This is a genomic window from Brevundimonas sp. FV1ye29L (assembly GCF_058681095.1).
Genome location: NZ_CM178730.1, coordinates 1,527,422 through 1,552,901, shown reverse-complemented (window position 1 = coordinate 1,552,901; position 25,480 = coordinate 1,527,422). Strand labels below are relative to the sequence as shown.

General features: G+C 66.6%; 28 protein-coding genes. 11 read left to right on the top strand and 17 right to left on the bottom strand.

The annotated features are described in order from the left end of the window. Positions 1–26: 26 nt before the first annotated feature. From ACW17W_RS07620 to ACW17W_RS07600, 5 genes are all read right to left on the bottom strand, one after another. On the bottom strand, positions 27–239 hold the full coding sequence (locus tag ACW17W_RS07620; protein WP_492080152.1) for a cold-shock protein: 213 nt from the start codon (positions 237–239) through the stop codon (positions 27–29). Positions 240–413: 174 nt separating this feature from the next. After that, positions 414–1,172: a 4,5-DOPA-extradiol-dioxygenase gene (ygiD, locus tag ACW17W_RS07615; RefSeq protein WP_492080286.1), complete on the bottom strand. Its 759-nt coding sequence runs from the start codon at positions 1,170–1,172 to the stop codon at positions 414–416. A 7-nt stretch (positions 1,173–1,179) separates the two neighbouring features. After that, on the bottom strand, positions 1,180–1,782 hold the full coding sequence (wrbA, locus tag ACW17W_RS07610; protein WP_492080151.1) for an NAD(P)H:quinone oxidoreductase: 603 nt from the start codon (positions 1,780–1,782) through the stop codon (positions 1,180–1,182). Between the two features lie 83 nt (positions 1,783–1,865). After that, entirely contained in the window at positions 1,866–2,348 is a 483-nt protein-coding gene (locus tag ACW17W_RS07605) for a hypothetical protein (protein WP_492080150.1), read from the bottom strand. A gap of 5 nt (positions 2,349–2,353) precedes the next feature. Next, a complete protein-coding gene (locus ACW17W_RS07600; protein ID WP_492080149.1) occupies positions 2,354–3,199 on the bottom strand; it encodes a D-alanyl-D-alanine carboxypeptidase family protein in 846 nt (281 codons plus the stop codon). A gap of 130 nt (positions 3,200–3,329) precedes the next feature. On the opposite strand from ACW17W_RS07600, the gene ACW17W_RS07595 reads away from it, so the two are divergent. From ACW17W_RS07595 to ACW17W_RS07585, 3 genes are read left to right on the top strand one after another with little or no spacing between them, the layout of a single operon-like run. Further along, entirely contained in the window at positions 3,330–4,691 is a 1,362-nt protein-coding gene (locus ACW17W_RS07595) for an MFS transporter (protein WP_492080148.1), read from the top strand. Further along, positions 4,688–5,476 (top strand): nucleoside triphosphate pyrophosphohydrolase, encoded by a 789-nt coding sequence (gene mazG, locus ACW17W_RS07590; protein WP_492080147.1) that lies wholly within the window; start codon positions 4,688–4,690, stop codon positions 5,474–5,476. Before ACW17W_RS07595 ends, mazG begins: the two co-directional genes overlap by 4 nt. After that, positions 5,473–6,066, top strand: coding sequence for a DUF1643 domain-containing protein (locus ACW17W_RS07585; protein WP_492080146.1), 594 nt, complete (start codon positions 5,473–5,475; stop codon positions 6,064–6,066). The genes mazG and ACW17W_RS07585 overlap by 4 nt, the downstream gene beginning before the upstream one ends. A gap of 187 nt (positions 6,067–6,253) precedes the next feature. Here ACW17W_RS07585 and ACW17W_RS07580 read toward each other — a convergent pair whose 3' ends face one another. After that, entirely contained in the window at positions 6,254–6,661 is a 408-nt protein-coding gene (locus ACW17W_RS07580; RefSeq protein WP_492080145.1) for a hypothetical protein, read from the bottom strand. A 125-nt stretch (positions 6,662–6,786) separates the two neighbouring features. Here ACW17W_RS07580 and ACW17W_RS07575 point away from each other — a divergent pair, with 125 nt between their 5' ends. Further along, entirely contained in the window at positions 6,787–7,224 is a 438-nt protein-coding gene (locus tag ACW17W_RS07575) for a protease inhibitor I42 family protein (protein WP_492080144.1), read from the top strand. Between the two features lie 81 nt (positions 7,225–7,305). Here the strand turns inward: ACW17W_RS07575 and clpX are convergent, their stop codons facing one another. Beyond that, a complete protein-coding gene (gene clpX, locus ACW17W_RS07570; RefSeq protein ID WP_492080143.1) occupies positions 7,306–8,577 on the bottom strand; it encodes an ATP-dependent Clp protease ATP-binding subunit ClpX in 1,272 nt (423 codons plus the stop codon). A gap of 198 nt (positions 8,578–8,775) precedes the next feature. Between clpX and ACW17W_RS07565 the strand changes: the two genes are divergently transcribed. Then, positions 8,776–9,438, top strand: coding sequence for an HAD-IB family hydrolase (locus tag ACW17W_RS07565; protein ID WP_492080142.1), 663 nt, complete (start codon positions 8,776–8,778; stop codon positions 9,436–9,438). A gap of 9 nt (positions 9,439–9,447) precedes the next feature. On the opposite strand, the gene ACW17W_RS07560 is transcribed toward ACW17W_RS07565, so the two are convergent. The 4 genes from ACW17W_RS07560 to tig form a co-directional block, all read right to left on the bottom strand. Beyond that, positions 9,448–9,768, bottom strand: a complete 321-nt coding sequence (locus ACW17W_RS07560; RefSeq protein ID WP_492080141.1) for a hypothetical protein — start codon at positions 9,766–9,768, stop codon at positions 9,448–9,450. A gap of 71 nt (positions 9,769–9,839) precedes the next feature. Continuing rightward, a complete protein-coding gene (locus tag ACW17W_RS07555; RefSeq protein WP_492080140.1) occupies positions 9,840–10,481 on the bottom strand; it encodes an ATP-dependent Clp protease proteolytic subunit in 642 nt (213 codons plus the stop codon). A gap of 108 nt (positions 10,482–10,589) precedes the next feature. After that, the gene (locus ACW17W_RS07550; RefSeq protein WP_492080139.1) at positions 10,590–11,507 is read right to left on the bottom strand and encodes a hypothetical protein; all 918 of its coding nucleotides are present in this window, start codon (positions 11,505–11,507) and stop codon (positions 10,590–10,592) included. A 101-nt stretch (positions 11,508–11,608) separates the two neighbouring features. Continuing rightward, positions 11,609–12,952 carry a trigger factor gene (gene tig, locus ACW17W_RS07545; RefSeq protein ID WP_492080138.1) on the bottom strand — a complete coding sequence of 448 codons (1,344 nt, stop codon included), beginning with the start codon at positions 12,950–12,952 and terminating at the stop codon, positions 11,609–11,611. 199 nt (positions 12,953–13,151) lie between these two features. Between tig and ACW17W_RS07540 the strand changes: the two genes are divergently transcribed. Beyond that, a complete protein-coding gene (locus ACW17W_RS07540; protein ID WP_492080285.1) occupies positions 13,152–13,871 on the top strand; it encodes an MBL fold metallo-hydrolase in 720 nt (239 codons plus the stop codon). Between the two features lie 72 nt (positions 13,872–13,943). Here the strand turns inward: ACW17W_RS07540 and ACW17W_RS07535 are convergent, their stop codons facing one another. Next, entirely contained in the window at positions 13,944–14,237 is a 294-nt protein-coding gene (locus tag ACW17W_RS07535; RefSeq protein WP_492080137.1) for a hypothetical protein, read from the bottom strand. A gap of 125 nt (positions 14,238–14,362) precedes the next feature. Between ACW17W_RS07535 and ACW17W_RS07530 the strand changes: the two genes are divergently transcribed. Further along, complete coding sequence (locus ACW17W_RS07530) at positions 14,363–14,551, top strand: hypothetical protein (protein WP_492080136.1); 189 nt, start codon at positions 14,363–14,365, stop codon at positions 14,549–14,551. A gap of 86 nt (positions 14,552–14,637) precedes the next feature. Then, complete coding sequence (locus ACW17W_RS07525; RefSeq protein WP_492080135.1) at positions 14,638–14,871, top strand: con-10 family general stress protein; 234 nt, start codon at positions 14,638–14,640, stop codon at positions 14,869–14,871. A 101-nt stretch (positions 14,872–14,972) separates the two neighbouring features. Here ACW17W_RS07525 and egtB read toward each other — a convergent pair whose 3' ends face one another. From egtB to ACW17W_RS07510, 3 genes are all read right to left on the bottom strand, one after another. Then, on the bottom strand, positions 14,973–17,126 hold the full coding sequence (gene egtB, locus ACW17W_RS07520) for an ergothioneine biosynthesis protein EgtB (RefSeq protein WP_492080134.1): 2,154 nt from the start codon (positions 17,124–17,126) through the stop codon (positions 14,973–14,975). Positions 17,127–17,218: 92 nt separating this feature from the next. Then, entirely contained in the window at positions 17,219–18,430 is a 1,212-nt protein-coding gene (locus ACW17W_RS07515) for an acyl-CoA dehydrogenase family protein (RefSeq protein ID WP_492080133.1), read from the bottom strand. 79 nt (positions 18,431–18,509) lie between these two features. Beyond that, the gene (locus tag ACW17W_RS07510) at positions 18,510–18,815 is read right to left on the bottom strand and encodes an SCP2 sterol-binding domain-containing protein (RefSeq protein WP_492080132.1); all 306 of its coding nucleotides are present in this window, start codon (positions 18,813–18,815) and stop codon (positions 18,510–18,512) included. 153 nt (positions 18,816–18,968) lie between these two features. Here ACW17W_RS07510 and ACW17W_RS07505 point away from each other — a divergent pair, with 153 nt between their 5' ends. The 3 genes from ACW17W_RS07505 to ACW17W_RS07495 all read left to right on the top strand — a co-directional run bounded on the left by ACW17W_RS07505 (position 18,969) and on the right by ACW17W_RS07495 (position 23,823). Beyond that, positions 18,969–21,023: an ATP-binding protein gene (locus ACW17W_RS07505; RefSeq protein WP_492080131.1), complete on the top strand. Its 2,055-nt coding sequence runs from the start codon at positions 18,969–18,971 to the stop codon at positions 21,021–21,023. A gap of 93 nt (positions 21,024–21,116) precedes the next feature. Then, on the top strand, positions 21,117–22,001 hold the full coding sequence (locus tag ACW17W_RS07500) for a TSUP family transporter (protein ID WP_492080130.1): 885 nt from the start codon (positions 21,117–21,119) through the stop codon (positions 21,999–22,001). 10 nt (positions 22,002–22,011) lie between these two features. Further along, positions 22,012–23,823, top strand: a complete 1,812-nt coding sequence (locus ACW17W_RS07495) for a DUF885 domain-containing protein (protein WP_492080129.1) — start codon at positions 22,012–22,014, stop codon at positions 23,821–23,823. Here ACW17W_RS07495 and ACW17W_RS07490 read toward each other — a convergent pair. Both ACW17W_RS07490 and ACW17W_RS07485 read right to left on the bottom strand, forming a co-directional pair. Further along, complete coding sequence (locus ACW17W_RS07490; protein ID WP_492080128.1) at positions 23,772–24,485, bottom strand: GntR family transcriptional regulator; 714 nt, start codon at positions 24,483–24,485, stop codon at positions 23,772–23,774. The two genes, ACW17W_RS07495 and ACW17W_RS07490, sit on opposite strands and share 52 nt — an antisense overlap. After that, positions 24,482–25,480: a 4-hydroxyproline epimerase gene (locus ACW17W_RS07485; RefSeq protein WP_492080127.1), complete on the bottom strand. Its 999-nt coding sequence runs from the start codon at positions 25,478–25,480 to the stop codon at positions 24,482–24,484. The genes ACW17W_RS07490 and ACW17W_RS07485 overlap by 4 nt, the downstream gene beginning before the upstream one ends.

Genomic DNA, 25,480 nt, shown 5'->3' with positions numbered 1-25,480 from the left:
GCCGAAGCGACCCGTCCGGGAAGGGCTTAGCCTTCGGTCTTCAGCTGGACAGCCGATTCCTTGCCCGAACGCTTGTCGCGCTCGAGTTCGTAGGAAACCTTCTGGTTGTCGTCGAGACCACGCAGGCCGGCGCCTTCAACGGCCGAGATGTGCACGAACACGTCCTTGCCGCCGTCATCCGGTTGGATGAAGCCGTAGCCTTTGGTGGAGTTGAACCATTTCACAGTGCCGGTAGCCATTTTGAGACCTCCTGTTGGCGTTTGGCTCGAAGGAACATCCTTCGGGCCTGTCAGGTCTAAATGGATCGGCCAGAACTCAGCGCGTGCGCGAAAGTGGGGCGTGACGCTTAGATATTGACCAGAGCAAAGTCGCAGACTTGGCGGGCGAACGCAAGTCCGAAGGCTCAAGCCTCCTCAGCCGATCCGAACACCGGTCATCGAAATGGACCCGCCATCGATGGAATCGTTGAAAAAACTGACAGGCTCGCCCGCCTCCTGCTGGGCTGCGACGTAAAGCACCGGCAGGAAATGCTCATCGGTCGGGACGCTGAGCTGCGCATTATCCGCAAGCCCGGCCCAGTCGATCAGGGCCGCGTGGTCGCCTCGCACAAAGGCCGCCTTGACCGCCTCGTTGAAGCCGACTGCCCAGTCATAGGGCCCGGCGTCGTCGGTCCGCTTCCAGGTTCGCAGGTTGTGGACAAAGTCCCCCGACCCCGCGATCACATAGCCCTCATCCCGCAACGGCCTGAGCGCGCGAGCCAGCTCATAGTGCTGACGCGGCGACAGGTCGCGGTTCAGCGACAGCTGCACCACGGGTACGTCGGCGTCGGGCCAGACATGGACCAGCACCGACCACGTCCCGTGATCCAGCCCCCATTGATCGGTCTGGATCGCCCCGGTCAGTTCGGCGACGCGCGCCGCCAGTTCCGGAGACCCCGGCGCCGGATACTGCAGGGCGTGCAGCTCCGGGCCGAAGTTTCCGAAATCATGGATCGTCGGCGGCCGCTCCATGGCGGTGACGCCCAGACCCCGGGTCTCCCAGTGGGCCGAGACCATCAATACGCCCTTCGGCTTGCCGACCGCCTCGCCCAGCCTGCGCCAGACCGGCCCGTATGGACCGCCCAGGGCGTTCGTCGGCGAGCCGTGACCGAAGAAGACGGCGGGCTGGCGGATCTTCATCCTAGCCGTGCAGCTTCTTCGCGATCTCCGCGATATGCCGGCCCTGATGGCGGGCCCCGCCGAGGTCGATCTCGCTCGGCTGGCGCGAGCCGTCGCCGCCGGTGATGGTGGAGGCGCCATAGGGGCTGCCGCCGTGAATGGCGTCCAGCGTCATCTGTTCCTGATAGTTGTAAGGCAGGCCCACGACGACGAGGCCGTGGTGCAACAGGGTCGGGATGAAGCCCAGGATGGTGGATTCCTGACCGCCATGCTGGGTCGCGGTCGCTGTGAACACGCCGCCCACCTTGCCGATCAGGCCGCCCGAGAACCACAGGCCGCCGGTCTGGTCCCAGAAGGCGCGCATCTGGGACGCTACGGTGCCGAAGCGGGTGCCGGCCCCGACGATGATGGCGTCATAGTCTTTCAGGTCGTCGACCGTGGCGATCGGGGCGTCCTGATCCATCTTGTAGTGGGAGGCTCTGGCCAGCTCTTCCGGCACCGTCTCGGGCACGCGCTTGATATCGGCCGTGACGCCCTCGACCGAGTCTGCGCCTTCGGCCACAGCCCTGGCCATCGTCTCGAGATGACCATAGGTGGAGTGATACAGAACCAGAACCTTCGCCATGGGGCGCTCCCAAAGAACCAAACTTGAAATCGAACGACGCCATTTCGTAACAGCGTCAGTAGCGATTTAGGCCATCTACGGGTTCATTCAAGCCCGGGGTCCGAAACGCTCGGTTTCGGGAAAGGACACAGTCGGTCGTAGAAGGCCGCGTCCGTGGGCGCCCGCGCGCCCTTCGCCAACCGGAAACGATGCTCGACCAGACTGGCCTGCTGCTCGATGTTCAGCGCCCTCCAGTCGGCGCAATCCAGCGGATAGGCATAGGCGGCCGCACTGTCCCCGGCGCGAATCTTGGCCGCCAGCAGGTTGACGCCCTGCTGCGCCTGCCAGACATGGACCAGTTCATGGATGAGCAGGGCCTGAACGCCCAGGGGGGCCTTCGAAGCATCTGCCGGAACCTGTTTCGCCGGCCAGACGATCCAGTCCCGGCCGAACCAGCACCCCGCAACGAAGGCCCGGTTCAGGGGCCAGGGCGCGGCAAGGATGCGGACGGTCTTCAGCCGGATCGCGCCTCCGAACACCCACCGGGCCAGGGCGATCTCAGCAGAGGTCAGCGGACGGCGGGCCATCGCCCTCAAGGGGTTCGTGCCCCGACATATTCCCAGTGCCACGGCTCGTAGAGATAGGGCGCAAAGCCGAAACGGCCTGCGTTCCTCACCAGCCATTGATAGGTCGGACCGAGGCTCATGTGTCGCCGGCTTTCCGGGGCGGTCGAATCGACCTCCATCCCCGGCGCCTGACCCACGAACAGGTCGACCGCCGTGCCCGTCCGGTGCGGCGAACAGGCGGCGCGGCGCACCCCGTCGCAATTGCCCTGTTGCGCACATCGGGCCGCATCGGCCTCGGGGTCCCGGAAGCCGGAGAAGATCTGCAGCAGCTCCGGATCGGCGGCGATGGCCGGAACCTCGCGGCGGGCGGCGGCGGCCATCCGGCGATAGGCGTCCAGCACATCGCGGCGCAGCAGTCGCGTCAGCCGGTCCGCATGTTCCTCCTCCGGCGCCAGATAGCCGAGCTGGTTCAGCGGCGGCGGTTCAGGGCATTCGTTGCGCACCCGGGCCATGACGAACGGCCTGCGCTCCTGCATCAACCCCTTCAGCACCGTGAAGGTCGCAGCGTCGAACACCCCGGTGGCCGGCAGGCTGTAGCGCGCCTGAAACCGCGCCAGCCCGGCGGCGAACGGACCGCTGGCCGGATCGCAGCGCACGCCGATCTCCTGCTGCAGGGCCGGGACATAGGTCTCCCAGCCCGTCTCGGCCTGGTTGAACGGGGTCCAGTCCAGGCTGTTCAGGCTCAGGGCGTTGGCCAGGGCCGCCTCGCCCCATCCGGATTCGCCGGTGCAGTCCGCCGCCTGTGCTGTGGCCTGCCCGGCCGCCATCAGGCTCAGACAGGCGGCGAACAGGGCGAACAGGCGAAACAGCATCGCCTCAGAAGGCCGCAGGCCGGTGTCGGGATCAAGTCCCTGTCGACCGCCTCCCCCTCCCTTCGGCCATCCAAAACTGCGATGGTGAGGCCGGGACCGATTCATCCGGCCCGCCGCATGGACCGACCCGATGACCGGCGCTCCCGCCAACCGACGCAGCAATGCGGTCCTGGCCGCCTTCTCCGCCGTCTGCCTGCCGCTCGCGGCGTTCGGCGTGGCCCTGCCGGTCACCCTGCCAGAGTTCTACGCCAGCCATGTCGGCATCGACATCGCCATGGTCGGCTATGTCTTCATGGCGGTGCGGGCCATAGACATTGTTTTCGACCCCTTCATCGGCGCGGCCATGGACCGTACCCGGACCCGCTTCGGCCGCTATCGCCCGTGGATGGCGGTCTCGACCCCCATCCTGATGCTGTCGGCCCTGATGATGTTTGTGCTGGTCCAGCCGGGGGCCGGGCCGGGCTACCTCTTCCTGTGGTTGCTGGTCCTGTATCTGGGCTTCTCGGTCGGGACCCTGGGCCAGCTGGGCTGGGCCAGCGTTCTGGCGCCCGAATACGACCAGCGCAGCCGGGTCTATGCCTGGTGGCAGGCCTTCAACATCATCGGCGTCATCGCCATCCTGATCCTGCCCGCCGCCGTGGTTCAGTCGGGCCTCGGCGACTATGTGGCGGGGGTTCACATCATGGGCTGGACCATCATCGCCCTGTTGCCGATCACCGTCGGCCTGGCCCTGTTCGTGGTGCCTGAGCCGGTCAATGCCGGCCATACGCCTCACGGCGGATTCTCGGCCTATTTCGATCTGCTGAAACGGCCCAGCGTGTCCAGGCTGCTGGTCGCCGACCTGCTGCTGGGCGTCGCGCCCGGCATCACCGGGGCCCTGCTGTTCTTCTTCTTCGACCAGATCAAGGGCTACGGCCGGACCGAAGCGTCCCTCTTCATGCTGTTGTATTTCCTCGGGGGACTGGTCGGATCGCCGGTCTGGGCCTGGCTGGCGACGAAGGTCGGCAAGGCGAAGGCGCTGATCATCGCCAGCCTGATCTTCGCCGGCCTCTATTTCGGCGCCACCCTGTTGCCCGGCGGATCCTTCGCCCTGACGGCGGGCGCCATGTTTGTCGCCGGCCTGCCCTATGCGGCGGGGCTGTTCCTGCTGCGCGCGATGATGGCCGATGCGGGTGACGAGATCCGGCTGGAGACGGGCGTGGACCGGACCGGCCTGATGTTCTCCATCCTCTCGGCCACCACCAAGCTGGGTCATGTCTTCGCCCTGATCCCCTATGCCGTGCTGGGCTGGGTCGGATTCGAGGCGGTGGCGCCGACGGGAGGCAACAGCCCGACCTCGCTGATGCTTCTCCAGGTCATGTTCGTCGCCGCCCCGGCCGTGCTGATCGCGCTCGCGGCATGGGCCCTTCATAAATATCCTCTCACCCCCGCGCGCCACGACGCCATCCGCGCCGAACTGGACGCCCGGGACGCTGTAGCGAAGACCGCATGACCACGCCGACCGACCGTCTGATCGCCATCATGGCCCGGCTGCGCGACCCCGACGGCGGCTGCCCCTGGGATGTCGCCCAGACCTTCCAGACCATCGCCCCCTATACGATCGAGGAGGCCTATGAGGTGGCCGACGCGATCGAGCGCGGCGACATGACGGAGCTGAAGTCCGAACTGGGCGACCTGCTGTTCCAGGTCGTCTTCCATGCCCGCATGGCCGAGGAGGCCGGGTTGTTCGTCTTCGACGACGTGGCCGGGGCCATGGCCGACAAGCTGATCCGCCGCCACCCCCATGTGTTTTCCGATGAGGCGGCCAAGTCCGACGCTGTCGCCCAGAAGGCCCGGTGGGAGGACATCAAGGCCGCCGAACGCAAGGCCAGGGCCCAGCACGGCGTTCTGGACGACGTCCCCGTCGGCCTGCCCGCCCTCGCCCGCGCCGCCAAATTGACCAAACGCGCCGCCCGCGTCGGCTTCGACTGGCCCTCTACCGACGAGGTGTTCGACAAGCTGGACGAGGAGGTGGCCGAACTGAAGGTCGAGATCGCCGCGGGCGACCTGGACAAGGCCCGTGACGAGGTCGGCGACCTGTTGTTCGTCGTCGCCAACCTGGCCCGGAAGCTGGAGGTCGAGCCCGAGGACGCGCTGCGCGGCGCCAACGCCAAATTCATCCGCCGCTTCGCCTTCATCGAGGCCGAACTGGCGAGGGCCGGCCGCACGCCCGACCAGTCCGACCTCGCCGAGATGGACGCCCTTTGGGACGCGGCCAAGGCGGCGGAGCGGGCATGACCGGCGACCTGTTCCCCGCTGACCCTCTGGCGACCCCGGCGCACGACCCCGCCCGGCACGACCCCGGCGGCAAGGTGCGGCTGGCCTTGATGCCCGGCGTCAACGGCGATGCGACCTTCAGCGCCGACGGCCGCTATCGCCAGCTGATGCGGCGCTGGCTGGGCGACGCCTTCCCCGGGCGCTACATCCTGTTCATCGGCATGAACCCGTCCACCGCCGACGCCACGGTCAACGACCCGACCTGCGCCCGCGAATGGAGCTTCACCCGGCGCGAGGGGTTCGAGGCCATGGTCAAGGCCAATGTCGGCGACTATCGCGCCACCGACCCGAAGATGCTGCTGGCGCCGGGCGTCCAGGCCTGTTCGCCCGAAAACCTGCCGACGATCCGCACCGCCGCCGCAGGGGCCGCGCGCGTCATCCTGTGCCATGGCAAGCTGAACAAGGCGCTGGTGCCCGCAGGTCGGGCTCTGGTCGAGGCGTTGCAGGAGGACGGCCACGACCTGTGGTGCTTTGGCGTGAACGGCGACGGCAGCCCCAAACACCCGCTATATCTGAGAGGTGATACGCCGCTGGTGCGCTGGGAGCCGTAGTCTCGGCTCCTCTCAACCCCACCTCGTCATCCTCGCCCTTGTGGCGAGGATCCAGACTCCCGGCGCCGCCGGTTGCGCCGCATCAACAGACCCAAGAGAGAAGTCCCGCTCGGACACCGACGTCGGAGTTTCTGGATCCTCGCCACAAGGGCGAGGATGACGGTGATGGTCTGGCCGCCCTGGCGCCCTAATCCTCGTTCGGATCCACCCCGTCGACCGCCCCGGTCACCAGCGCCCGCCAGGTCGGGTCCGTATCGTCGACCAGATCGATGTCCTCCAGCAGGGCCACGGCCGCCCCGCCGTCGGGCAGGATCAGCCCGACCACCTCCATTTCCTCCCCGTCCGGCCCGGTGTGGCATTCGGCCTGCACCGCCACGGCCGCCTGTTCGCCGTCCTCCTCCCACCAGATCACCGGCTGGGGCAGGTCCATGTCCAGCGGCCACGGCCGTTCGGTGTCGTCCAGGGCGAACACCGCCCGCTTCGCCTGCACGTCGTCCAGGGTCGCGATCCGGCCGGTGAAGGCTTTCAGCCGCGACCAGTCGTCGACGTCATAGCCCTCCCCATCATCTTCAGGGTTGTCGCTGGCGTGGATCACGGGTGGCTCCTGTTTGGCCGGGCGCCCCTTCTATCGTCCCGCCGCAGAGGGCGTGACCATTTTTCGCTGGCCCTGCGTCGATCCCGCAGTAACAGGGTTCGACAGGTTCCACGGAGTTTGAAAACATGTCGATGACCCGCGCCTGCCTTGTCGCCGCAACCCTGATCAGTCTGGCCGCCTGTCAGGGCGCCGGCGCCGCGCCGTCGAACGAGAGCCGCGCCATAGCGCATTCCGGGGGCCAACCGGTCGCCGGCATCCGCGACGGCGAAACGGTGCTCAGCACCGGCCAGACGCTCTTGATCGTGCTGCCCGGCAACAGCAGCACCGGCTATGCCTGGACCGTGGGTGATTTCGACGGGACGGTGATCACGCGCGGCGAGCCCTTTGGCCAGTACATCACCAACCCGCATCCTGAAGGGATGGTCGGCGTGCCGGGACAGACCCACTATCGCTTCCTGGCCTCCGCGCCGGGCCAGACGACGATCGTCTTCAAATACGCCCGGGCGTGGGAGCAGAACGCCCAACCTGCGGAAACCGCGACCTACAGGATCACGGTCCGATAGGCGGCCGCAACCCGTTCAGGCCGCAAAAAAGGGGCGCACCGGCAAGGATGCGCCCCTGATGCCTGTGACTGAAGGCCGGCCCTACGCCGCGCCGTCGGCCTTCTTCTTCGAGGCCTCGGAATAGATCAGCAGGGGCTGGGCCTTGCCCTCGATCACCTCGGCGTTGACGACCACCTCCTCGACGCCCTCGAAGGTGGGCAGTTCGAACATGGTCTCCAGCAGTATGCCTTCCAGAATGGACCGCAGGCCCCGGGCGCCGGTCTTGCGGGTGATGGCCTTTTTCGCCACCGAGTTCAGGGCGTCGTCGGTAAAGGTCAGGCCGACGTTCTCCATCTCGAACAGGCGCTTGTACTGTTTGACCAGGGCGTTCTTCGGCTCGGTCAGGATGGTGACCAGGGCCTTTTCATCCAGATCCTCCAGGGTCGCCAGCACAGGCAGACGGCCGATGAACTCGGGGATCAGGCCAAAGCGCATCAGGTCGTCGGGTTCGACCTCCTTCAGCACATCGCCCATGCGGCGTTCGTCGACTTCCTTGACCTTGGCGCCAAAGCCGATCGAGGCGCCCGCGCCCCGGGCCGAAATGACCTTTTCAAGCCCGGCGAAGGCGCCGCCGACGATGAACAGGATGTTGGCGGTATCGACCTGCAAGAACTCCTGCTGCGGATGCTTGCGGCCGCCCTGCGGGGGCACGGAGGCGACCGTGCCCTCCATGATCTTCAGCAGGGCCTGCTGCACGCCCTCGCCCGAGACGTCGCGGGTGATCGAGGGATTGTCCGACTTGCGGCTGATCTTGTCGATTTCGTCGATGTAGACGATGCCGCGCTGGGCCCGTTCGACATTGTAGTCGGAGGCCTGGAGCAGCTTCAGGATGATGTTCTCGACGTCCTCGCCCACATAGCCCGCTTCCGTGAGCGTGGTGGCGTCGGCCATGGTGAAGGGCACGTCGATGATGCGCGCCAGGGTCTGGGCCAGCAGCGTCTTGCCCGAACCGGTCGGGCCGATCAGCATGATGTTCGACTTGGCCAGCTCGACGTCGTTGTTCTTCGTCGCGTGGTTCAGACGCTTGTAGTGGTTGTGGACCGCGACCGAGAGCACCTTCTTGGCGTGCGACTGCCCGATGACATAGTCGTCGAGAACCTCACGGATCTCCTTGGGCGTCGGCACGCCGTCAGACCCGGCCTTCTTGAAGCCGATCTTGTGCTCTTCGCGGATGATGTCCATGCACAGTTCGACGCATTCGTCGCAGATGAACACGGTCGGACCGGCGATGAGTTTACGCACCTCATGCTGGCTCTTCCCGCAGAAGGAGCAATACAGGGTGCTTTTGGCGTCTGTGCCGGCGGCTTTGGTCATGGACCCTTCTCATTCTCACACGCTTCGACGACCCCAGGTCGTCGCAACGGCGCACTTGTTTCGCGCTGATTCCACCATCATGGACGCGAAACTCTTCAAAAAATGACAATCACCCATCCAAACGCCGGCCACAACCCCGCCCGGTTGAGCAGTTCGTGATGGGCTGGACGATATCAGACTGGCGGGGGATCACGGCGGATGAGTGACATGGGAAGTATGGACCCGAAACGCCAGACCCGGACGGAATTCGGTCCCGGCGGGGCGCACGAGGTGGTCGCCTTCGATTTCGACGGCACCCTGACGATCCGCGACAGTTTCACCGCCTTCCTGAAATGGCGGGCCGGCCCGGCGGTCTGGGTCTGGACAATGGCCGGGCTGGTCCCGGCGGCGCTTGCCTACATCCGTCACCGCGATCGGGGACGGATCAAGTCTGCGGCGGTGCGAGCCTTCCTCGGCGGAATCGATCGGGCAACGCTCGAAGCTGACGCTGATCGCTATGCCGAAACGGTGTGGAGCCGGTTCATGCGCCCCGACGCCCTCGCCTGCTGGAACGAGTGGGGAGCGAAAGGCGTCCACCGCGTGATCGTGACCGCCAGCCCGGAGATCACCGTCGCCCCCTTCGCCCGAAGGCTCGGGGCCGACAATCTGCTGGGCACCCATATGGTGTTCGATGCCGACGAGCGGGCCACCGGCGCCTTCTCCGGGGCAAATTGTCGCGGCGAGGAGAAGATGCGGCGGCTGAAGGCCGCCTATGGCGATCGGGTGCGGATCATCGCCGCCTATGGCGACACATCGGGCGACAAAGAGATGCTGGCGGCTGCGGAACAGTCAGGGTTTCGGGTCTTCACCCGACACCCCTGACGCAAGCGGTCAGTTGCCGTCAGCGTCGACGTCGAACACCATCGGCCGCCCGCGCGACGTCGGATTCCATCCCGCCTCGGTCACTGCCGTCACCGACTGACGGACGGCGTCCACGTTGATACGCTGCTTCTCGAGGTCCGGCCGACCGTTGGCGCGTATCGGCATCGGGAACTGGACGATGGCTTCCCGCTGGTAGCCCTCGAGGCGAAGGGTAATGGCGATGCCCTCCCACGACCCGTCGGCCCTGGGCTGGGGCTGGCGGCGGATCTCCCACTGATAGGTCTCGCCATCGACCTCGACAGTTCCGCTGGTGTCACGTGTGTGCTGCATGCGGCCTGATATCACAAAGAAAAGAGGCGCGCTCACGGAGCGCGCCTCTCAATCCCTATCCTGCAAACAAATCAGACGGTCTTGATGCCGTCGGCGTCGGCCTGGTCGCGCTTGTCATAGACGTGGTCGACGATGCCCCAGGCCTTGGCCTCCTCGGCCGACATGAAGTGGTCGCGGTCCAGCGTCTTCTCGACCTCTTCATAGGTCCGGCCCGTGTGATGGACATAGATCTCGTTGAGGCGCTTCTTGGTGTAGCGGATGTCCTCGGCGTGGCGCTCGATGTCCGAGGCCTGGCCGCGGAAGCCGCCCGACGGCTGGTGGACCATGACCCGGGCGTTGGGCAGGGCGATGCGCTGACCCGCGGCGCCGGCGGTCAGGATCAGGGAGCCGGCCGAGGCGGCCATGCCCATGACCACGGTCGAGACCGGGCTCTTGATGTACTGCATGGTGTCATAGATCGCGAGCGCCGAGGTCACCTGACCGCCGGGGCTGTTGATGTACATGCTGATTTCCTTCTTCGGGTTCTCCGATTCCAGGAACAGCAGCTGGGCGCAGATCAGGCTGGCCATTCCGTCCTCGAACGGGCCGGTCAGGAAGATGATCCGCTCGCGCAGCAGGCGCGAAAAGATGTCGAACGACCGCTCGCCCCGGCTGGACTGCTCCACCACCATGGGGACGAGGTTCATGTTCATGAGTTCGATGGGGTCGCGCATGGGGGCTTTTTCGGCTTTCTCGGACAATGCGGGCCGCGCGACTCAACGCCGACGGCTCCTCGGTTCAGATATCGCGTTGCTCAGGCCCGAGCGCAAGGTCGGGCCTGCTCAGTCGGCTGTCGCCTCCCGTCCCTCGCGTTCACGCGCAATGGCGCGGGCGGCCGAACCGACCTGCTGCGAGGCCCGCAACTCGTTCAGCTCTGCGGCATAGAGCGCCTTGAGATAGTCCCGATCCCAGTCGGTCATCGTCCGGACCGAGGTCGGATCAGAGAACAGATTGAGGATGCTGGCATAGGCCGAGACGTCCACATCGGCATCGACCTGGGCCAGGGCCGCCATGGACAGGTAGTCCGCCAGGGCGCCGACCTCCGGGCCGCCCGCCTTGTTCACATCGAGGATGATGAACACGCGCGAGAAGACATTGCGATCCTGGGTGCGCAGACGGGACGGCGAGCGGATGGCGCGATAGGAAGGGTCTTCGCCACGCAGCCGCACGGTCAGCCCCCCGGTGTCCGCGTCAACGGGCAGGGTGATGCGCCACCAGCGAACGGCCGCGTCACTGGTCTGGAACCGCTCCAGCGCCGCGAGGGTCAGACGGGTGCCGCTTACCCCCGGGTTGAAGGCGCGGGGCTTGGCCTCGACCAGACCCCTGGCCATCCCGGCGCCGTCGTCGGTGGCGACGATCAGGACATTGGGCTTGCAGCCGGGTCCGCCGACCGTCAGGCCCAGAGAAGCGACATTGTCGGAAATCCTGTCGATCAGGGGCTGGGCGACGGCCGCCCGCATATTGGCCACACCCACGCAGACCGTGCCGTCCCAGCGCGCCATTCCGCGGTTCGGGGGCGTTTCCACCACCGCGTCAATGAAGGTCCGGGCCGTTTCATAGGCCGCCTGTCGCCGCGCATTGACCTCAACGTCATCGACCTGGGTCACCGGGTCGCCGCTTTCGGGAGACGCAGCTAGCGGGGCGGTCTGGACGGCGGCAGCCGTCAGCAGCGAGGCCAGAAACAGGGCGGTGGCGGACATGCCGGACTCTCACAGAGCAAAAAGAAACGCCCGGACCGGCGAGGCCGGTCCGGGCGCGGATCATCGCAGGATCGAGGGGGCGTACAAGCGCCCGCGCCCGATCAGCCCTCTTCTTCTTCCGCCAGCAGGTCGTCCTTGCTGATCGGAGTGTCGGTGACCTCGGCCTTGCCGAAGATCAGGTCGACGACCTTTTCCTCATAGATCGGGGCGCGCATCTGGGCGGCGGCGTTGGGGTTCTGGCGATAGAAGTCCAGCACCTGACGCTCCTGGCCCGGATAGTTGCGGGCTTCCTGCATGATGGCGTTGTTCAGCTCGTTGTCGGTGACGCCGACGTTGTTGGCGCGGCCGATCTCGGCCAGTACCAGACCCAGACGGACGCGGCGTTCGGCGATCTTGCGATATTCGGCCTTCAGGTCCTCGTCCGACTTTTTGGCGTCGTCCTCGGGCAGGTTGCCGGCGGCCTTGTCGGCCTCGACCTGCTGCCAGATGCCGGCGAATTCGGCCTCAACCATCTTGGGCGGCAGGTCGAAGCTGTGGGCGGTGTCCAGCTGGTCCAGCAGGGCGCGCTTCTGCTTGAAGCGGGCGGCGCCGGCGTATTGCTGGTTCAGGTTGGAGCGCAGAAGCTCCTTCAGCTTGTCCAGCGATTCCAGACCGATCCGCTTGGCGAACTCTTCATCAACAACGGCAGGCGCCTCGGCCTTGATCGCCTTCACCTTGATGTCGAAGGTGGCCAGTTTGCCGGCCAGGTTGGCGGCCTGATAGTCGGCCGGGAAGGTGACCTCGATGGTCTTCTCGTCGCCGACCTTGGCGCCCTTGAGCTGCTCCTCGAAGCCCGGGATGAAGCGGTTGGAGCCGATCACCAGATCCGCGTCCTCGGCGGCCCCGCCTTCGAACGGCTCGCCATCCAGCTTGCCCAGGAAGTCGATGGTCAGCTGGTCGCCCTCGGCGGCCTTGACCGACTTGCCCTTCTTGTCCTCGTAGTTCTTGGCCTGTCCGGCCAGCTCGGTCAGGGCCTCGTCCAGATCGGCGTCGGACGCCTCATAGACCGGCCGCGACAGCTTCAGCGTCGCCGGGTCGACCGGGGTGAACTCCGGCATGACTTCCAGCGCCATCTCGTAGGTCAGGTCTTCCTGGCCGGCGATGACCTTGTCCATGTCGGACACCAGCTTCATCTCGGCGGGGGCCGCGGGGCGCACCTTGGCCTCGTCCAGCGCCTTCTGGCTCGACTCGTTCAGCTCGGTGTTGATGATCTCGCCCATCAGGTCGCGACCGAAGGTCTTCTTCACATAGCCGGCGGGCACCTTGCCGGGACGAAAGCCCTTCAGGCGCAGCTGCGGCCCGACTTCCTTCAGCCTGGCGTCCAGCTTGGCGTTCAGCTCGCTGGCGGGGATGGTCACGGCGATGACGCGGCTGAGACCTTCGGTGGACTTTTCGACGACTTGCATGGTCGGGATTCTGACGCTCTGGGGCGCGGCGGCCTGGCTGGGCCGCGCGCGGAATGGATAAAGCAAGAAGGCCGCCCCAACCGGAGCGGCTCTCGAAGCCCGCCCTTATGTCGATGACGACCCGAAACGTCAACGCGCGATACGGCCGCCGAACCCCTTGCCGGTTTCGCAACTGCGCCGGGGCCGCTATCTGTTCCGGATGAGCCAGACCCCGCCCTCCCCCTCCGCACCGCCTCCCCTGGGCGTGTTCATCACCCCGGTGACGGCCTTGCAGCAGAACTGCACGACGGTCTGGTGCACCGCGACCGGCAAGGCCGCTGTCATCGATCCGGGCGGCTCGGTCGATGCCGTGCTGGGCGAGATCGCGCGTCGGGGCCTGTCTCTGGACCAGATCTGGATCACCCACGGCCATCTCGACCATGCCGGCGGCGCGGCCGAGATGCAGGAGAAGTCCGGCGTCGACATCATCGGCCCCCATCCGGCGGATCAGTTCTGGATCGACGGCATTCCGTCGCAGGGTCAGGTCTATGGCCAGCCCGAGGCCCGCAGCTTTGCGCCCTCGCGCTGGCTCGGCGACGGTGATGCCGTCACGCTGGGCGAGACGGTATGGGAGGTGCGTCACTGCCCGGGCCATACGCCCGGCCATGTCGTCTTCTTCAACCGCGCCGCCCGGTTCGCCCAGGTCGGGGATGTCCTGTTCAGGGGCTCGGTCGGACGCACCGATTTTCCGCAAAGCGACACGGCCGCCCTGCTCGATTCCATCGTGACCCGGCTGTGGCCGATGGGGGATGACGTGACCTTCGTGCCCGGGCACGGACCGGTGTCGACATTCGGTGAGGAGCGCCGGACAAACCCCTTCGTTTCGGACCAGGCGATGCGGGGCGCGCCCCTGCCGCGGCCTGCGACCGGGCCCGCCTGATCGCTCTGCTCACCGCCGGTGTGGCGGGGGGTCAGCCCGCGTCAGCACCGGCCTTCCGGACCCTGTCCGTCCCTATCGCCTGAGCCACAGGCCGATCAGAATACCGAGGCCCACCGCATAGGTCGCCGTCCGCAGCGGCTGATCCTGAATAGTCTCCCGCGTCATCTCCGCGCGGCGCTTCGCCCAGGCCCGGCCTTCCCGGATATCCTCGCGCACGGCCTGCCGGACCGACGGGGCCGGGGCGAAGGACCGGCCTTCGGCTTCCGCCAGCAGGGCGTCTGCATCCCGCTCCAGCCGGTTGGACGGCGCGTCTCCGGCCTCCAGAATGTCATCGGGAATGGGGGCGGCGACATAGGGGGCGGACATGAAAACACTCCTGAAAGATACGGCGATTCAACCGGCTGACTGCGCGCTGGTTCCCGCTGTGGCGTCGATTGCGGTGAACGGCCGGACATCCTGCGCGTTTTCGTCTCAACTGAAGGAGACGTCTCATGAGCCACATCGACCCGGTCGCCCCGCCCGAAATGCCGCCCGCCGCTCCGCCCGCTCCGGACATCGCGCCAGCGCCCGCGCCCCAGCCGGAAATTGAACCGCAGGAGCTGCCCGGACCCGAGATCACGCCGGACGGGACGCCGCAGGAAATGCCTGAACAGTCGCCGCAGATGACCGCCGGCCAATAGCGGCGGACACGTCACCGCAGCCGGAACCTTGGCGGCGGGGCGGCATTTCTCAATCACAGCACGGACAGAATAAGGAAGGATCGCCGATGGCCGAAGGTCAGACCAGTCGCCCCCCAGGCGTTTCCAAACGCGGATTCGCCTCCATGGATCCGGAAAGGCAGCGTGAGATCGCCCGCAAGGGCGGAGCCAGTGTGCCCAGCGAAAAGCGGAGCTTCTCGCAGGATCGCAGCCTGGCCGCACAGGCCGGCCGCAAGGGTGGCGAGGCGTCTCACGGCTCCAAGAAGGACGACCCTGCAACGGCTTCCGGAACCGCCGAATAGGCCACCGGGCGCAGGCCGGGGAAAGAACAGCCCGACGAAGACGGAAGAGGCGGCGCATGGAAATGCGCCGCCTCTGTTGTTTCCGGCCTGTCAGACAGGGATCAGGCTTTCAGCACCGCCAGTGCGACTTCGGGCCTGGCCGAGGTCTCGAAGCCATGCAAGGTCCACCCGGACGCAGCGGCGAGGGCCTGGACCGATTCACGAGTGAATTTGCGTGACGATTCGGTGTGAAGGGTTTCACCGGCGGCGAAGTCGAAACGGCGGTCGCCGATCCTGACGGTCATCGGGCGCAAGGCGACCAGATGCATCTCCATCCGGGACTGGCCGGCATTCCACACGGCGCGGTGGACGAACGCGTCGGGGTCGAAGTCGGCGCCGAGTTCAGCGTTGGCGCGATACAGCAGGTTGCGATTGAAGGCGGCCGTGACGCCCTGGGCATCGTCATAGGCGGCGACCAGAGACGCAGGGTCCTTGACCAGGTCCACACCGAGAATGAACAGGGCTCCGTCGCCCAGGATCCGGCGCGCCTCCGTGAGGAAGGCGGCCGCCTCCTCGGCTTCAAGATTGCCGATCGTCGATCCGGGGAAGAAGCCGATCCGCCGCCCGCCGGGCAGGTTGGCGGGCAGCGGCGCCAGGTGTTCGAAATCGCCCAGAACCGGTCGCACCGTCAGGCCCGGATATGACCGCGCGAGGCGATCCGCCGCCTCGGCCAGGGCCGTCTCGCTGATATCCAGCGGGACATAGGCGCCCAGGTCCGGCGCCGCATCCAGCAAGATCCGCGTCTTCTCGCTGGCCCCCGACCCGAACTCGACGAGGACAGCGTCCGGACCGAAGGCCTCGACCAGCGTGGGAGCGCAGGCGCGGAGCAAGGCCGTCTCCTGTCGGGTCGGGTAGTATTCCGGCAAGGTCGTGATCTGTTCAAACAGGCGCGATCCCGCAGCGTCGTAAAACCACTTCGGCGGCGCGGATTTCGGATCGAGGGACAGGCCGTTGAGCAGGTCGCGACGGAAGGCGGCCACGGCCGGATCGCTGGCGTCGACCGTCGCCTGCGCCTCCGAGGCCAGCCTCAAACCTGCGAAGGCCCAGCGCTGATGAGGATAGAAAAAGTTGCGATAGGTGATGCGCGCATGGCCCGGGGGCGTGGCGAATGATCCGCCCCGCAGCACCATCTGGTTGGCCATGAACTTGCCGTTGTACTCGGCCGCCGTCCCCGGGGTCGGGGCGAATCCGGGATACGGGGCATAGGCCGACCCGGTCCACTGCCAGACCTCCGTCGCCAGATTCGACATCGCCTCCGGACGGGTAAGAGCGGCGTGTTCCCACTCCGCCTCGGTCGGAAGCCGGACGCCGCTCCATCGGGCGAAGGCGTCGGCTTCATAGAAGCTGATATGGCGCACAGGCGCCTCCGGATCCACCGGTTGGCGGCCCGTCAGGGTCATGACGGTCCAGTCGTCGCCTTCCTGGCGCCAGTAGAGCGGCGCGGCCCAGCCTTCTGACTGGACCGTGGCCCAGCCATCGGACAGCCAGAGCTCCGCCCGCCGGTAGCCGCCGTCGGTGATGAAGCGGAGCCAGTCTGCGTTTGTCACAAGGTCATTGGCGAGGCGGAACGGTTGCACCCAGACGGGATGGGCCGGCTTCTCATTGTCGAACGCAAAGCCCGGCGCATCGGCGCCGAGGGTGGCGAGCCCCCCCTCGAACTGCGTCCATCCGCCCTTGGCCGCCTCCGCAGACGCCGCACGCGGCTCGTCTGCAAATGCGGCGGGGTCGAGCGGCGAGCGCGACATCAGATTCAACAGGTCCATCAGGAACAACTCCTGATGTTGCTGATCGTGGTGCAACCCCAGTTCGAACAGGTAGCGCTGCAACTCCCCGTCCGGCTCGGACTGAAGCCAGACAGCCATGCGACGGTCGATCTCGCGACGGTAGGCCAGGACGTCCTCAAGCGACGGTCGGGTCGCCAGCCCGCGCTCGGCCCGCGCAACCCGGCGGCCAAGCGCATCGTAATAGGAGTTGAACAGCTGCTGGAACCGCGAATCGACCGGCGCGTAGCCGGGCTGGGCCGCCAGGATCAGGGCCTCGAAGAACCAGCTGGTATGAGCCAGATGCCATTTTCCGGGGCTGGCGTCGGCCATGGACTGGGCCGAGAGGTCTTCGGCCGACAGCCCGCTGGCCAGATCAGGCATCACGGCGCGGACCTCTCGGAACCGCGTCACGTCAGCGGCGCCGCGCATTCCGGGCTGAAAGCGTGCGTTCATGCTGAGACGTCCTCGAAATCACGCCGTCGCGGCGACACAGGCGAACGTGGCGGCGCGGTCCGGGTTCCGCAAGAACCCGAACCGTCGCACCCTCAGCGCACGGGCCGGCCGCCGTGCCTGGCGTATTCCAGACGCGCGATGGCGCGGTTGTGCACCTCATCCGGACCGTCAGCGAGACGCAGGGTCCTGACCATGGCGTACATCTCCGCCAGCGGGGTGTCGCCGGAGACGCCGGCGCCGCCAAACGCCTGGATGGCGTCGTCTATCACCTGCAGGGCCATTCTTGGCGCGGCCACCTTGATCTGGGCGATTTCCGACCGGGCGGCGCCTGCGCCGGCCTGATCGATCATCCAGGCCGCCTTCAGCACCATCAGCCGGCACATCTCGATATTGGTCCGCGCCTCGCCGACACGCTGTTCCCACACCGAATGTTCCGCCAGGGTCTTGCGGAAGGCCGTGCGATTCAGAAGCCGGTCGCACATCAGCTCCAGCGCCTTCTCGGCGGCCCCGATCACCCGCATACAATGGTGGATTCGACCCGGCCCGAGACGCCCCTGGGCGATCTCGAAGCCCCGTCCCTCGCCGGCGATCAGGTTCTCGACGGGGACGCGCACATTCTCCAGCACCACCTCGGCATGGCCGATGGGACGCTCGTCATAGCCGAACACCGACAGCATCCGTTCGACGCGGAACCCGGGCGTGTCGGTGGGCACCAGGATCTGCGACTGCTGCTGATGGGTCGCCGCCCCGGTGTCGGTCTTGCCCATCACGATGGTGATGGCGACATTCGGATGCCCCATGTTTGTCGACCACCATTTGCGGCCATTGATGACATAGTGGTCGCCGTCACGGACGATCGATGTCTGGATATTGGTGGCGTCCGATGAGGCGACCTCGGGCTCGGTCATGAGGAAGGCTGACCGGATCTCGCCCGCCATCAACGGCTTCAGCCAGCGCGCCTGCTGGGCCTCGTCGCCATACATATGGAGGACTTCCATATTGCCGGTGTCGGGGGCGTTGCAGTTGAACACCTCCGCCGTCCACATATTGCGCCCCATGATCTCGGCGAGCGGCGCGTATTCGAGGTTGGTCAGACCGGCGCCGTGATGGCCGGGCAGAAACATGTTCCAGAGGCAGGCCTCCCGGGCCTCAGCCTTGAGCGCCTCCATCGTCGGGGACTGGCGGGTGTGGTCGGCGCGAACATCCGCCCAGTAGTCGGCCGTGCGCGGCAGGACGGTCTCGTCCATGAAACGCTGCACCCGTCCCTGCCACTCCAGGGCCCGGTCGCTGTGTTTGAAATCCATGGTTTCCTCCCGAAACGAAAAGCGGCGCGACCCTCTTGCCGGGGTCGCGCCGCAAAAGACTTGATCTAGCGCAACCCGCTCAACGCTTGAGCAGGGGGGCCAGCTTCTGTGCGATCATCATATCGCCGGCGATCTTCAGCTTGCCCTGCATGAAGGCCATCATCGGATCCAGCTTGCCGTCCGACAGGGCGAGGAAGTCATCCCAGCCGATCGAGACGGTGGCGTCCGCCGGCTTGTCCTCATTGGTGACCGTGTTCGGGGTCGAGGCGCCGTCGATATAGATCTTTCCGGTGTCGCCGAGGTCGAGTTTCACGGTCTTTCCCAGACCGGAGTTATCGCCAACGGCATTGCGGATGTGGTCGGTGACCTGGGCCAGATCAGGCATGGGCGTCTCCCTGGGACAATTGAGCCCCTGCCCTAGCCCGCCGGGCGACCGGCGCCAAGATCACGTCGGGGAAAGGGGGCGCGTAACAACCTGTCCGTGTCTCAATCCGGTCTTAATACAACGGCGGTATGGGTGATCCCGAGAGGCTCTGGAATGATCGATCTTCCCAATTCTGTCGACGAAGACCGTCGCCTCGCCATGCTGGCGACGCTGGAGCGGCTGGAACCGGGTCCGGACGTCGCCCTTGACGAACTCGCGGCCCTCGCCCGCGAGGTCGCCCAGGCAGACAATGCCACAGTGACGCTGGTGGGTCGCGAGACGGTCTCTTTCGCCGGCCGCGCGCGGGACAATATCGTGTCGATCTGTCGTTGGCATTCCTTCTGCAGCCATTCGATTTCCCGTCCGGTCAAAGCCCTGTGGATCGAGGACGCTACAAAGGACGCACGCTTCTTCGCCAATCCCTTTGTCGTCGGCGTTCCCCATCTGAGGTTCTATGTCGGGGTGCCGATCCAGGTGAACGGTTGCGTCGTCGGGACGCTCTGCGCCTTCAGTCGAACGCCTCGAAAATACGACGCCGCACTGGAGCGCCATCTGAAACGCCTGGCCCGCGTGGCCGAGGGCATCCTGGCCGAGCGCCACCGGGCCAATGCGGCGCGCCGGGCGCTGGAGGCGTCCGGCGACGCCTTGATCGATTGCGACGCCAATGGAACCGTTCTGACCTGGTCAGACGGCGCCGAGACCCTCTTCGGCTACCCGCGCGCGGATGCGATCGGCCAGAACATCGACATGATCGTCCCCGACGAGCTCCGCGAAGCGCACCGGGCCGGAATGGAGCATTGGCGCGTCGGCGGAGGCGCCCGTCTCGATCGCCGGCTGGAGCTTCCCGCGATCCGGAAGTCGGGAGAGGGGCTGGACATCGAGCTGTGGATGTCGGTCTCGCAGACCGAGGGCTCCCCCCGGGTCCACGCCAACATCCGCAACATCTCCGAACGAAAGGCGCAGGCGCGGGAACTCACGATCGCAAAGACGGAGGCCGAGTCCGCCAACCGCGCCAAGACGGCCTTTCTGGCGAATATGAGCCACGAACTTCGCACCCCGCTAAACGGGGTGACGGCCGCAGCCGAGATGCTGTCAGGCACCGCCCTGTCGGATCATCAGCGCGAACTGGCCGACATCGTCCAGACCTCCTCGGAGCAGCTGGCACGCCTGATCGCCGATGTGCTGGATCTGGCGCGGATCGAGTCCGGCGAGCTTCAGCTGCAGCTGGAACCCGTAGAGCTTGGCGACATCATCCGCGGCGTGGTGGCCCTGTGCGGGCTGAAAGCGGCCGAAAAGGGCGTCGCCCTGACGGCCGACATCGCATCCGATGCGGACCATCATGTGCTGGCGGATCCGGTCCGGCTGAAACAGGTCCTGACCAATCTGGTCTCCAATGCCGTCAAATTCACTGACGAAGGCCTGATCTCGCTGATGCTCAGCCGCACCGAAGCCGGAGGCTACCGGTTCGAGGTGCGTGACACCGGGATCGGCTTCCTGCCCGAACAGCGCGACCTGATCTTCGGCCGCTTCCAGCAGGCGGATGACACGGTCACACGACGGTTTGGAGGCACTGGCCTGGGCCTTTCCATCTCGCGGGATCTGGTGGCGGCCATGGGCGGCGAGCTGGACTGTACGGGACGTCCCGGCGAAGGCGCCGCCTTCTGGTTCGAGGCGCCGCTGCCCCGCGTGGAGGAAACGCCGGGTTCCAGCCGGGCGGACGAGGAGGTCGCAGACATCTCCACCGCCCGGGTCCTGGTCGTGGACGACAATCCGACCAATCGTCGCGTGGCGGAGTTGATCCTGCACAGCGTGGGCATCGATACGGTCTCGGCGGAGAACGGCGAGCTGGCGCTACAGGCTCTCGCCAGCCAGGCCTTCGATGTCGTGCTGATGGATATGATGATGCCGGTCATGGACGGCATGACCGCCATCCGGGCCCTTCGCGCCGACGAAGCGGCCAGGGGGCTGTCCGCAACGCCGGTCGTCATGCTGACCGCCAACAGCCTGCCCGATCACATCCAGGCCAGTTTCGCCGCCGGCGCGGATCGCCATCTGGCCAAGCCGATCACTCCGGGCGCCCTTCTGGCCGCAGTGTCGGACATGCTTGATCGCGGCCGCTGCGGCGACCGCCAGTGTGAGGTCCGGGAGGCTCTCACGGCCGCCGGCTGACCGTCGTCAGCGCATCGCATTCCGGATATTGTATACGATCCTTGATCGTGATGAACTCTGCTTCCGCCCGGGCGGGGCTGCGGGGAGAGACCGATGATCGTTCAACTGCTACTCGGCGCAATGGCGCTGCTGGCGCTGCTTTATCTGGTCCAGTTGATCCGGACGGCCCGGGCGCGCGGCGCCTTGCGGCCCAGTCTCGAAGGCGTGGGCATCGGGGCCGTGGCCAACTTCTTTGACACCCTCGGCATCGGCTCCTTTGCGCCCACCACGGCATGGCTGAAGCTGAGACGGCGTGTGCCCGACGCCTTTCTTCCCGCCGTGCTGAACGCCGGCCACTGCCTGCCGACGGTGACCCAGGGCCTGGTCTTCATCAATCTGGTCAAGGTCGATCCCCGGCTTCTGATCGCCTGTATTCTCGCGGCGGTTGTCGGCGCCGTCGTCGGCGCGCCCATTGTGCAGAGACTGCCCGTGCGCGTGGTTCAGGCGGTGGTCGGGGTCGCCCTCCTCATCGCGGCCCTGCTGTACGCCCTGACCAATCTGAAACTGATGCCCGGCGGCGGACAGGCCCTGTCCCTGAGCGGCGGTCTGTTCGCAGCCGCAGTGCTCGCTCATTTCGTCATGGGCGCGCTGATGACCTTCGGCATCGGCCTGTATGCGCCGTCCCTGATCCTGCTCAGCCTGTTTGGTCTCGATCCCAAGGCGGCGTTTCCCATCATGATGGGCGCCTGCGCCTTTCTGATGCCGGTCAGCGCCCTCAGTTTCATCAGGGGCGACCGGATCGACCTGAAACTGGTACTGGGCATGGCCCTTGGCGGCGTTCCGGCGGTCCTTCTGGCCGCCTTTGTGATCAGGTCCGTGCCGCTGGAGGCCTTGCGCTGGGGGGTGGTGGCGGTCGTGCTCTACGCCGCCGCCGTGTTGCTATGGTCGGCTCTTCGCGGACCGCCGTCGGTCCTTGCCGCTGCGCCGGCAGACCTCTGAGGACTGCATCATGCAACCGACCCGTCGCCTGTTCGCCGCCGCCCTGCCGCTGATCGCCGCCACCCCGGCCCTCGCTCAAGCCCCGTCGCCGGGGCAGACCTCGAGACCGGACAATGCCGTCGAGCCCGATGCCCCTTCCTCAAGCGGTCGTCTGGCGCGACTGTTCGCCGAGGAACGCGCAGCCGTCTATGCCGGTGAACCGCTCGCCGCCACAGAGGCCGGCGTGGACGGCCACAACGATCGACTGGCCGATGTCTCGCCCGCCGCACAGGCGCGCCGGCTGGGGGAGGACCGCGCCTTCCTCGCGCGACTGAAGACCATAGACCGCGCCGCCCTGACCGATCAGGAGCAGGTGTCGTATGATCTGTTCGCCTTCATGGTCGAGCAGCGGGTGATACTCGCCGCCCATCGCGACTGGCGCATGCCGCTGAACAGCGACAGCGGTTTTTTCGCCTCGGTCCTGTCGATGGGAGAACTGGCCTCACCGGCGACCGTCGCCGACTATGAGGCCTTTATTGCCCGGCTGAACGACGTGCCGCGGTATTTCGACCAGAACATCGCCAACATGAGACTGGGGCTGGCCGAGGGCTTCACCCAGCCTGCGGAAATCCTCGACGGGGTGTCGCGGATCATCGCCGGGTCGCAATACGACCGACCGGAAGAGTCCCCCCTGTGGGCGCCGTTCGCCCGCTTTCCCTCCGCTGTCCCCGAAGGCGACCGGAACCGCCTGGCCTCCGCCGGTCGTCAGGCCCTGACCGGGGCGGTGGCGCCGGCCTTCGCCCGGTTCCAGACCTTTTTCGAACAGGAGTACCGCCCGGGCGCGCGGACGACGACAGGGGCCAGGGACCTGCCCGGCGGCGAACGCTACTATGCCGATCTGGTGCGCTATTTCACCACCCTGGCGGATCCGACGCCGGACGGGGTCCATGCGAGGGGGATCGAGGAGGTCGCCCGGATCCGGACCGCCATGGACGGGATCGTCGCCGAGGTGGGATTCCAGGGCAGTTTTTCCGAATTCCAGACCTGGCTGCGGACCGATCCGCGCTTCTACCCCAGGACCGCAGAGGAACTTCTTCACGGCTCTGCCTGGATCTGCAAGCGGATCGAGGGGCGGCTGCCGCAGTATTTCGGCCGGCTGCCGCGCACCCCCTTCACCGTTCGAGCCGTACCGGACCATCTGGCCCCAAACTATACCGGCGGACGCTACAACCCGGGCGCCCCGGGCGGGGCGGGAGAATACTGGGTCAACACCTATGCGCTGAACACCCGGCCGCTGTTCAACATGACCGCCCTGAGCTTGCACGAGGCGGTGCCGGGGCACCATCTGCAGGGAGCGCTGGCGAGAGAGCTTCAGGACGTGCCCGAGTTCCGGCTGAACTTCTATCCGCATGCCTTTGGGGAAGGCTGGGGTCTGTATGCCGAGGCCCTCGGCGTCGAGATGGAGGTCTATGAAACGCCCTGGGACCATTTCGGGCGGCTGTCCTATGAGATGTGGCGAGCCTGTCGTCTGGTGGTCGACACCGGTCTTCACGCCATGGGCTGGAGCCGTCAGCGGGCGATCGACTATCTGACGGCGAACACGGCTCTATCGGCCCATGAGATCTCCACCGAGGTGGATCGCTATATCGCCTGGCCGGGTCAGGCCCTGGCCTACAAATGGGGAGAGCTGAAGATCTGGGACCTGCGGCGCCGGGCGGAGGCGGCGCTGGGGCCGCAGTTCGATATCCGCGGCTTCCACGACGCCGTCCTCGCCAATGGCGGGGTGACGCTTCAGGTGCTGGAGTCGCGGGTCGACCTCTGGATCGCAGCCCAGTCCGCCTGACCGGCGCCGTCAAACCCGGCGCGCAGATCATCGAGGGTGGCCTGGATATGGGCGGTCAGCAGGGTCTCTACCTTGGCGGCGTCGCGCCCGACCCAGGCGTCGATCAGGTCGCGGTGCTCGCGATGGGCGCGAGCGTCCCGGCCCGCCGGGGTCAGGTGTGCCACGACATAGCGTTCGGCCAGGATCGCAAGCCGCTCGACCAGCTGGGTCGTCAGCAGCCGCCCGCCGGGGCGCACCAGGGCCGTGTGGAAGTCACGGTTGGCCATGGCCACCCCCGCCAGGTTGGACCCGGCGGCGACGTCCAACCGGGCGAAGGCGGCCTCCGCAGCCCTGTGGTCCGGCTCATTCGCCTGCAGGGCCGCCCGGGCGGCGGCGGCGGGCTCAATGGCCAGGCGCAGGGCATAGATTTCTTCGGCCTGGGCGGACGACATGGGCTGGACGACATAGCCCCGGTTGGGGCGGCTGACCAGCAGGCCTTCCTGCTCCAGCCGGGCCAAGGCCTCGCGCAGGGGGATCTTGCTGACGCCCAGTTCGGCGGCCAGGGCGTCCTGCCGGATCGGCGCATCGCCGACCAGCCGCCCGGTCACAATCCGTTCACGGACGATCTCGAAAGCCTGTTCGGAAAGCGTGCGGACAACCATGCCCGAGGCGGTGGCGCTCATGTGACCTGAAAGCCCTTCCAGAACGGATCCTCACGGTCGATCCAGATCGTATTGAAGCCCGTCGCCACGGCCGACCCCTCGATCGAGGGCACGATGCCGGATGCGCCGCCGATATCAGCGACAGCCTCGACCCGGCCAATGAAGCGGCTGCCGATATAGCTCTCGTGCACAAAGGCCTCACCGACCTTGAGCCGGCCCTGATCGAACAGGTGCGCCAGTCGCGCCGAGGTGCCGGTGCCGCACGGACTGCGGTCGATCGCCTTGTCGCCATAGAAGACGGCGTTGCGTCCATCGGCCCCCTCGCCCTTCGGGGCATCGGCCCAGAGGATGTGGCTGACGCCGCGGATGGTCGGGTCGAGCGGATGGACCGGCTCATAGACCGTCCGGATCGCGGCGCGCAGCCGTCCGCTCAACTCGATCAGCCGCCCCGCGCCGAGGTCATCCAGTCCCGTATAGCCCCCCTGGGGCTCGACGATCGCATAGTAGTTGCCGCCATAGCTGACGTCGACGCGGACGGGTCCCAGACCCTCGATCTCGACCTCTATCCCCCGGGCCGCGACATAGGCGGGCACATTGACGATCCGCACGGCGGTCACCCGGTCGCCGGCTGCTTCATAGGCGATATCGATGACGCCGGCCGGGACCTCGACCTTCAGCCGGCCCGGTTCGCGGGGCTGGATCAGGCCATGCTCCAGACCGAAGGTAATGATGCCGATGGTCCCGTGGCCGCACATCGGCAGACAGCCCGAGGTCTCGATGAACAGGATGCCGACATCGGCATCCTCCCGCGTCGGCGGATAGAGGAAACCGCCCGACATCATGTCGTGGCCGCGCGGCTCGAAACACAGGCCGGTGCGGATCCAGTCGAACCGCGACAGGAAATCCTGCCGTCGCTCGGACATGGAGGCGCCTCTCAACAGAGGCGCTCCGCCCGCCACCAGACGGACGGGATTGCCCGCCGTATGGCCGTCGATACAGAAGAAGGTGTGGCGCAT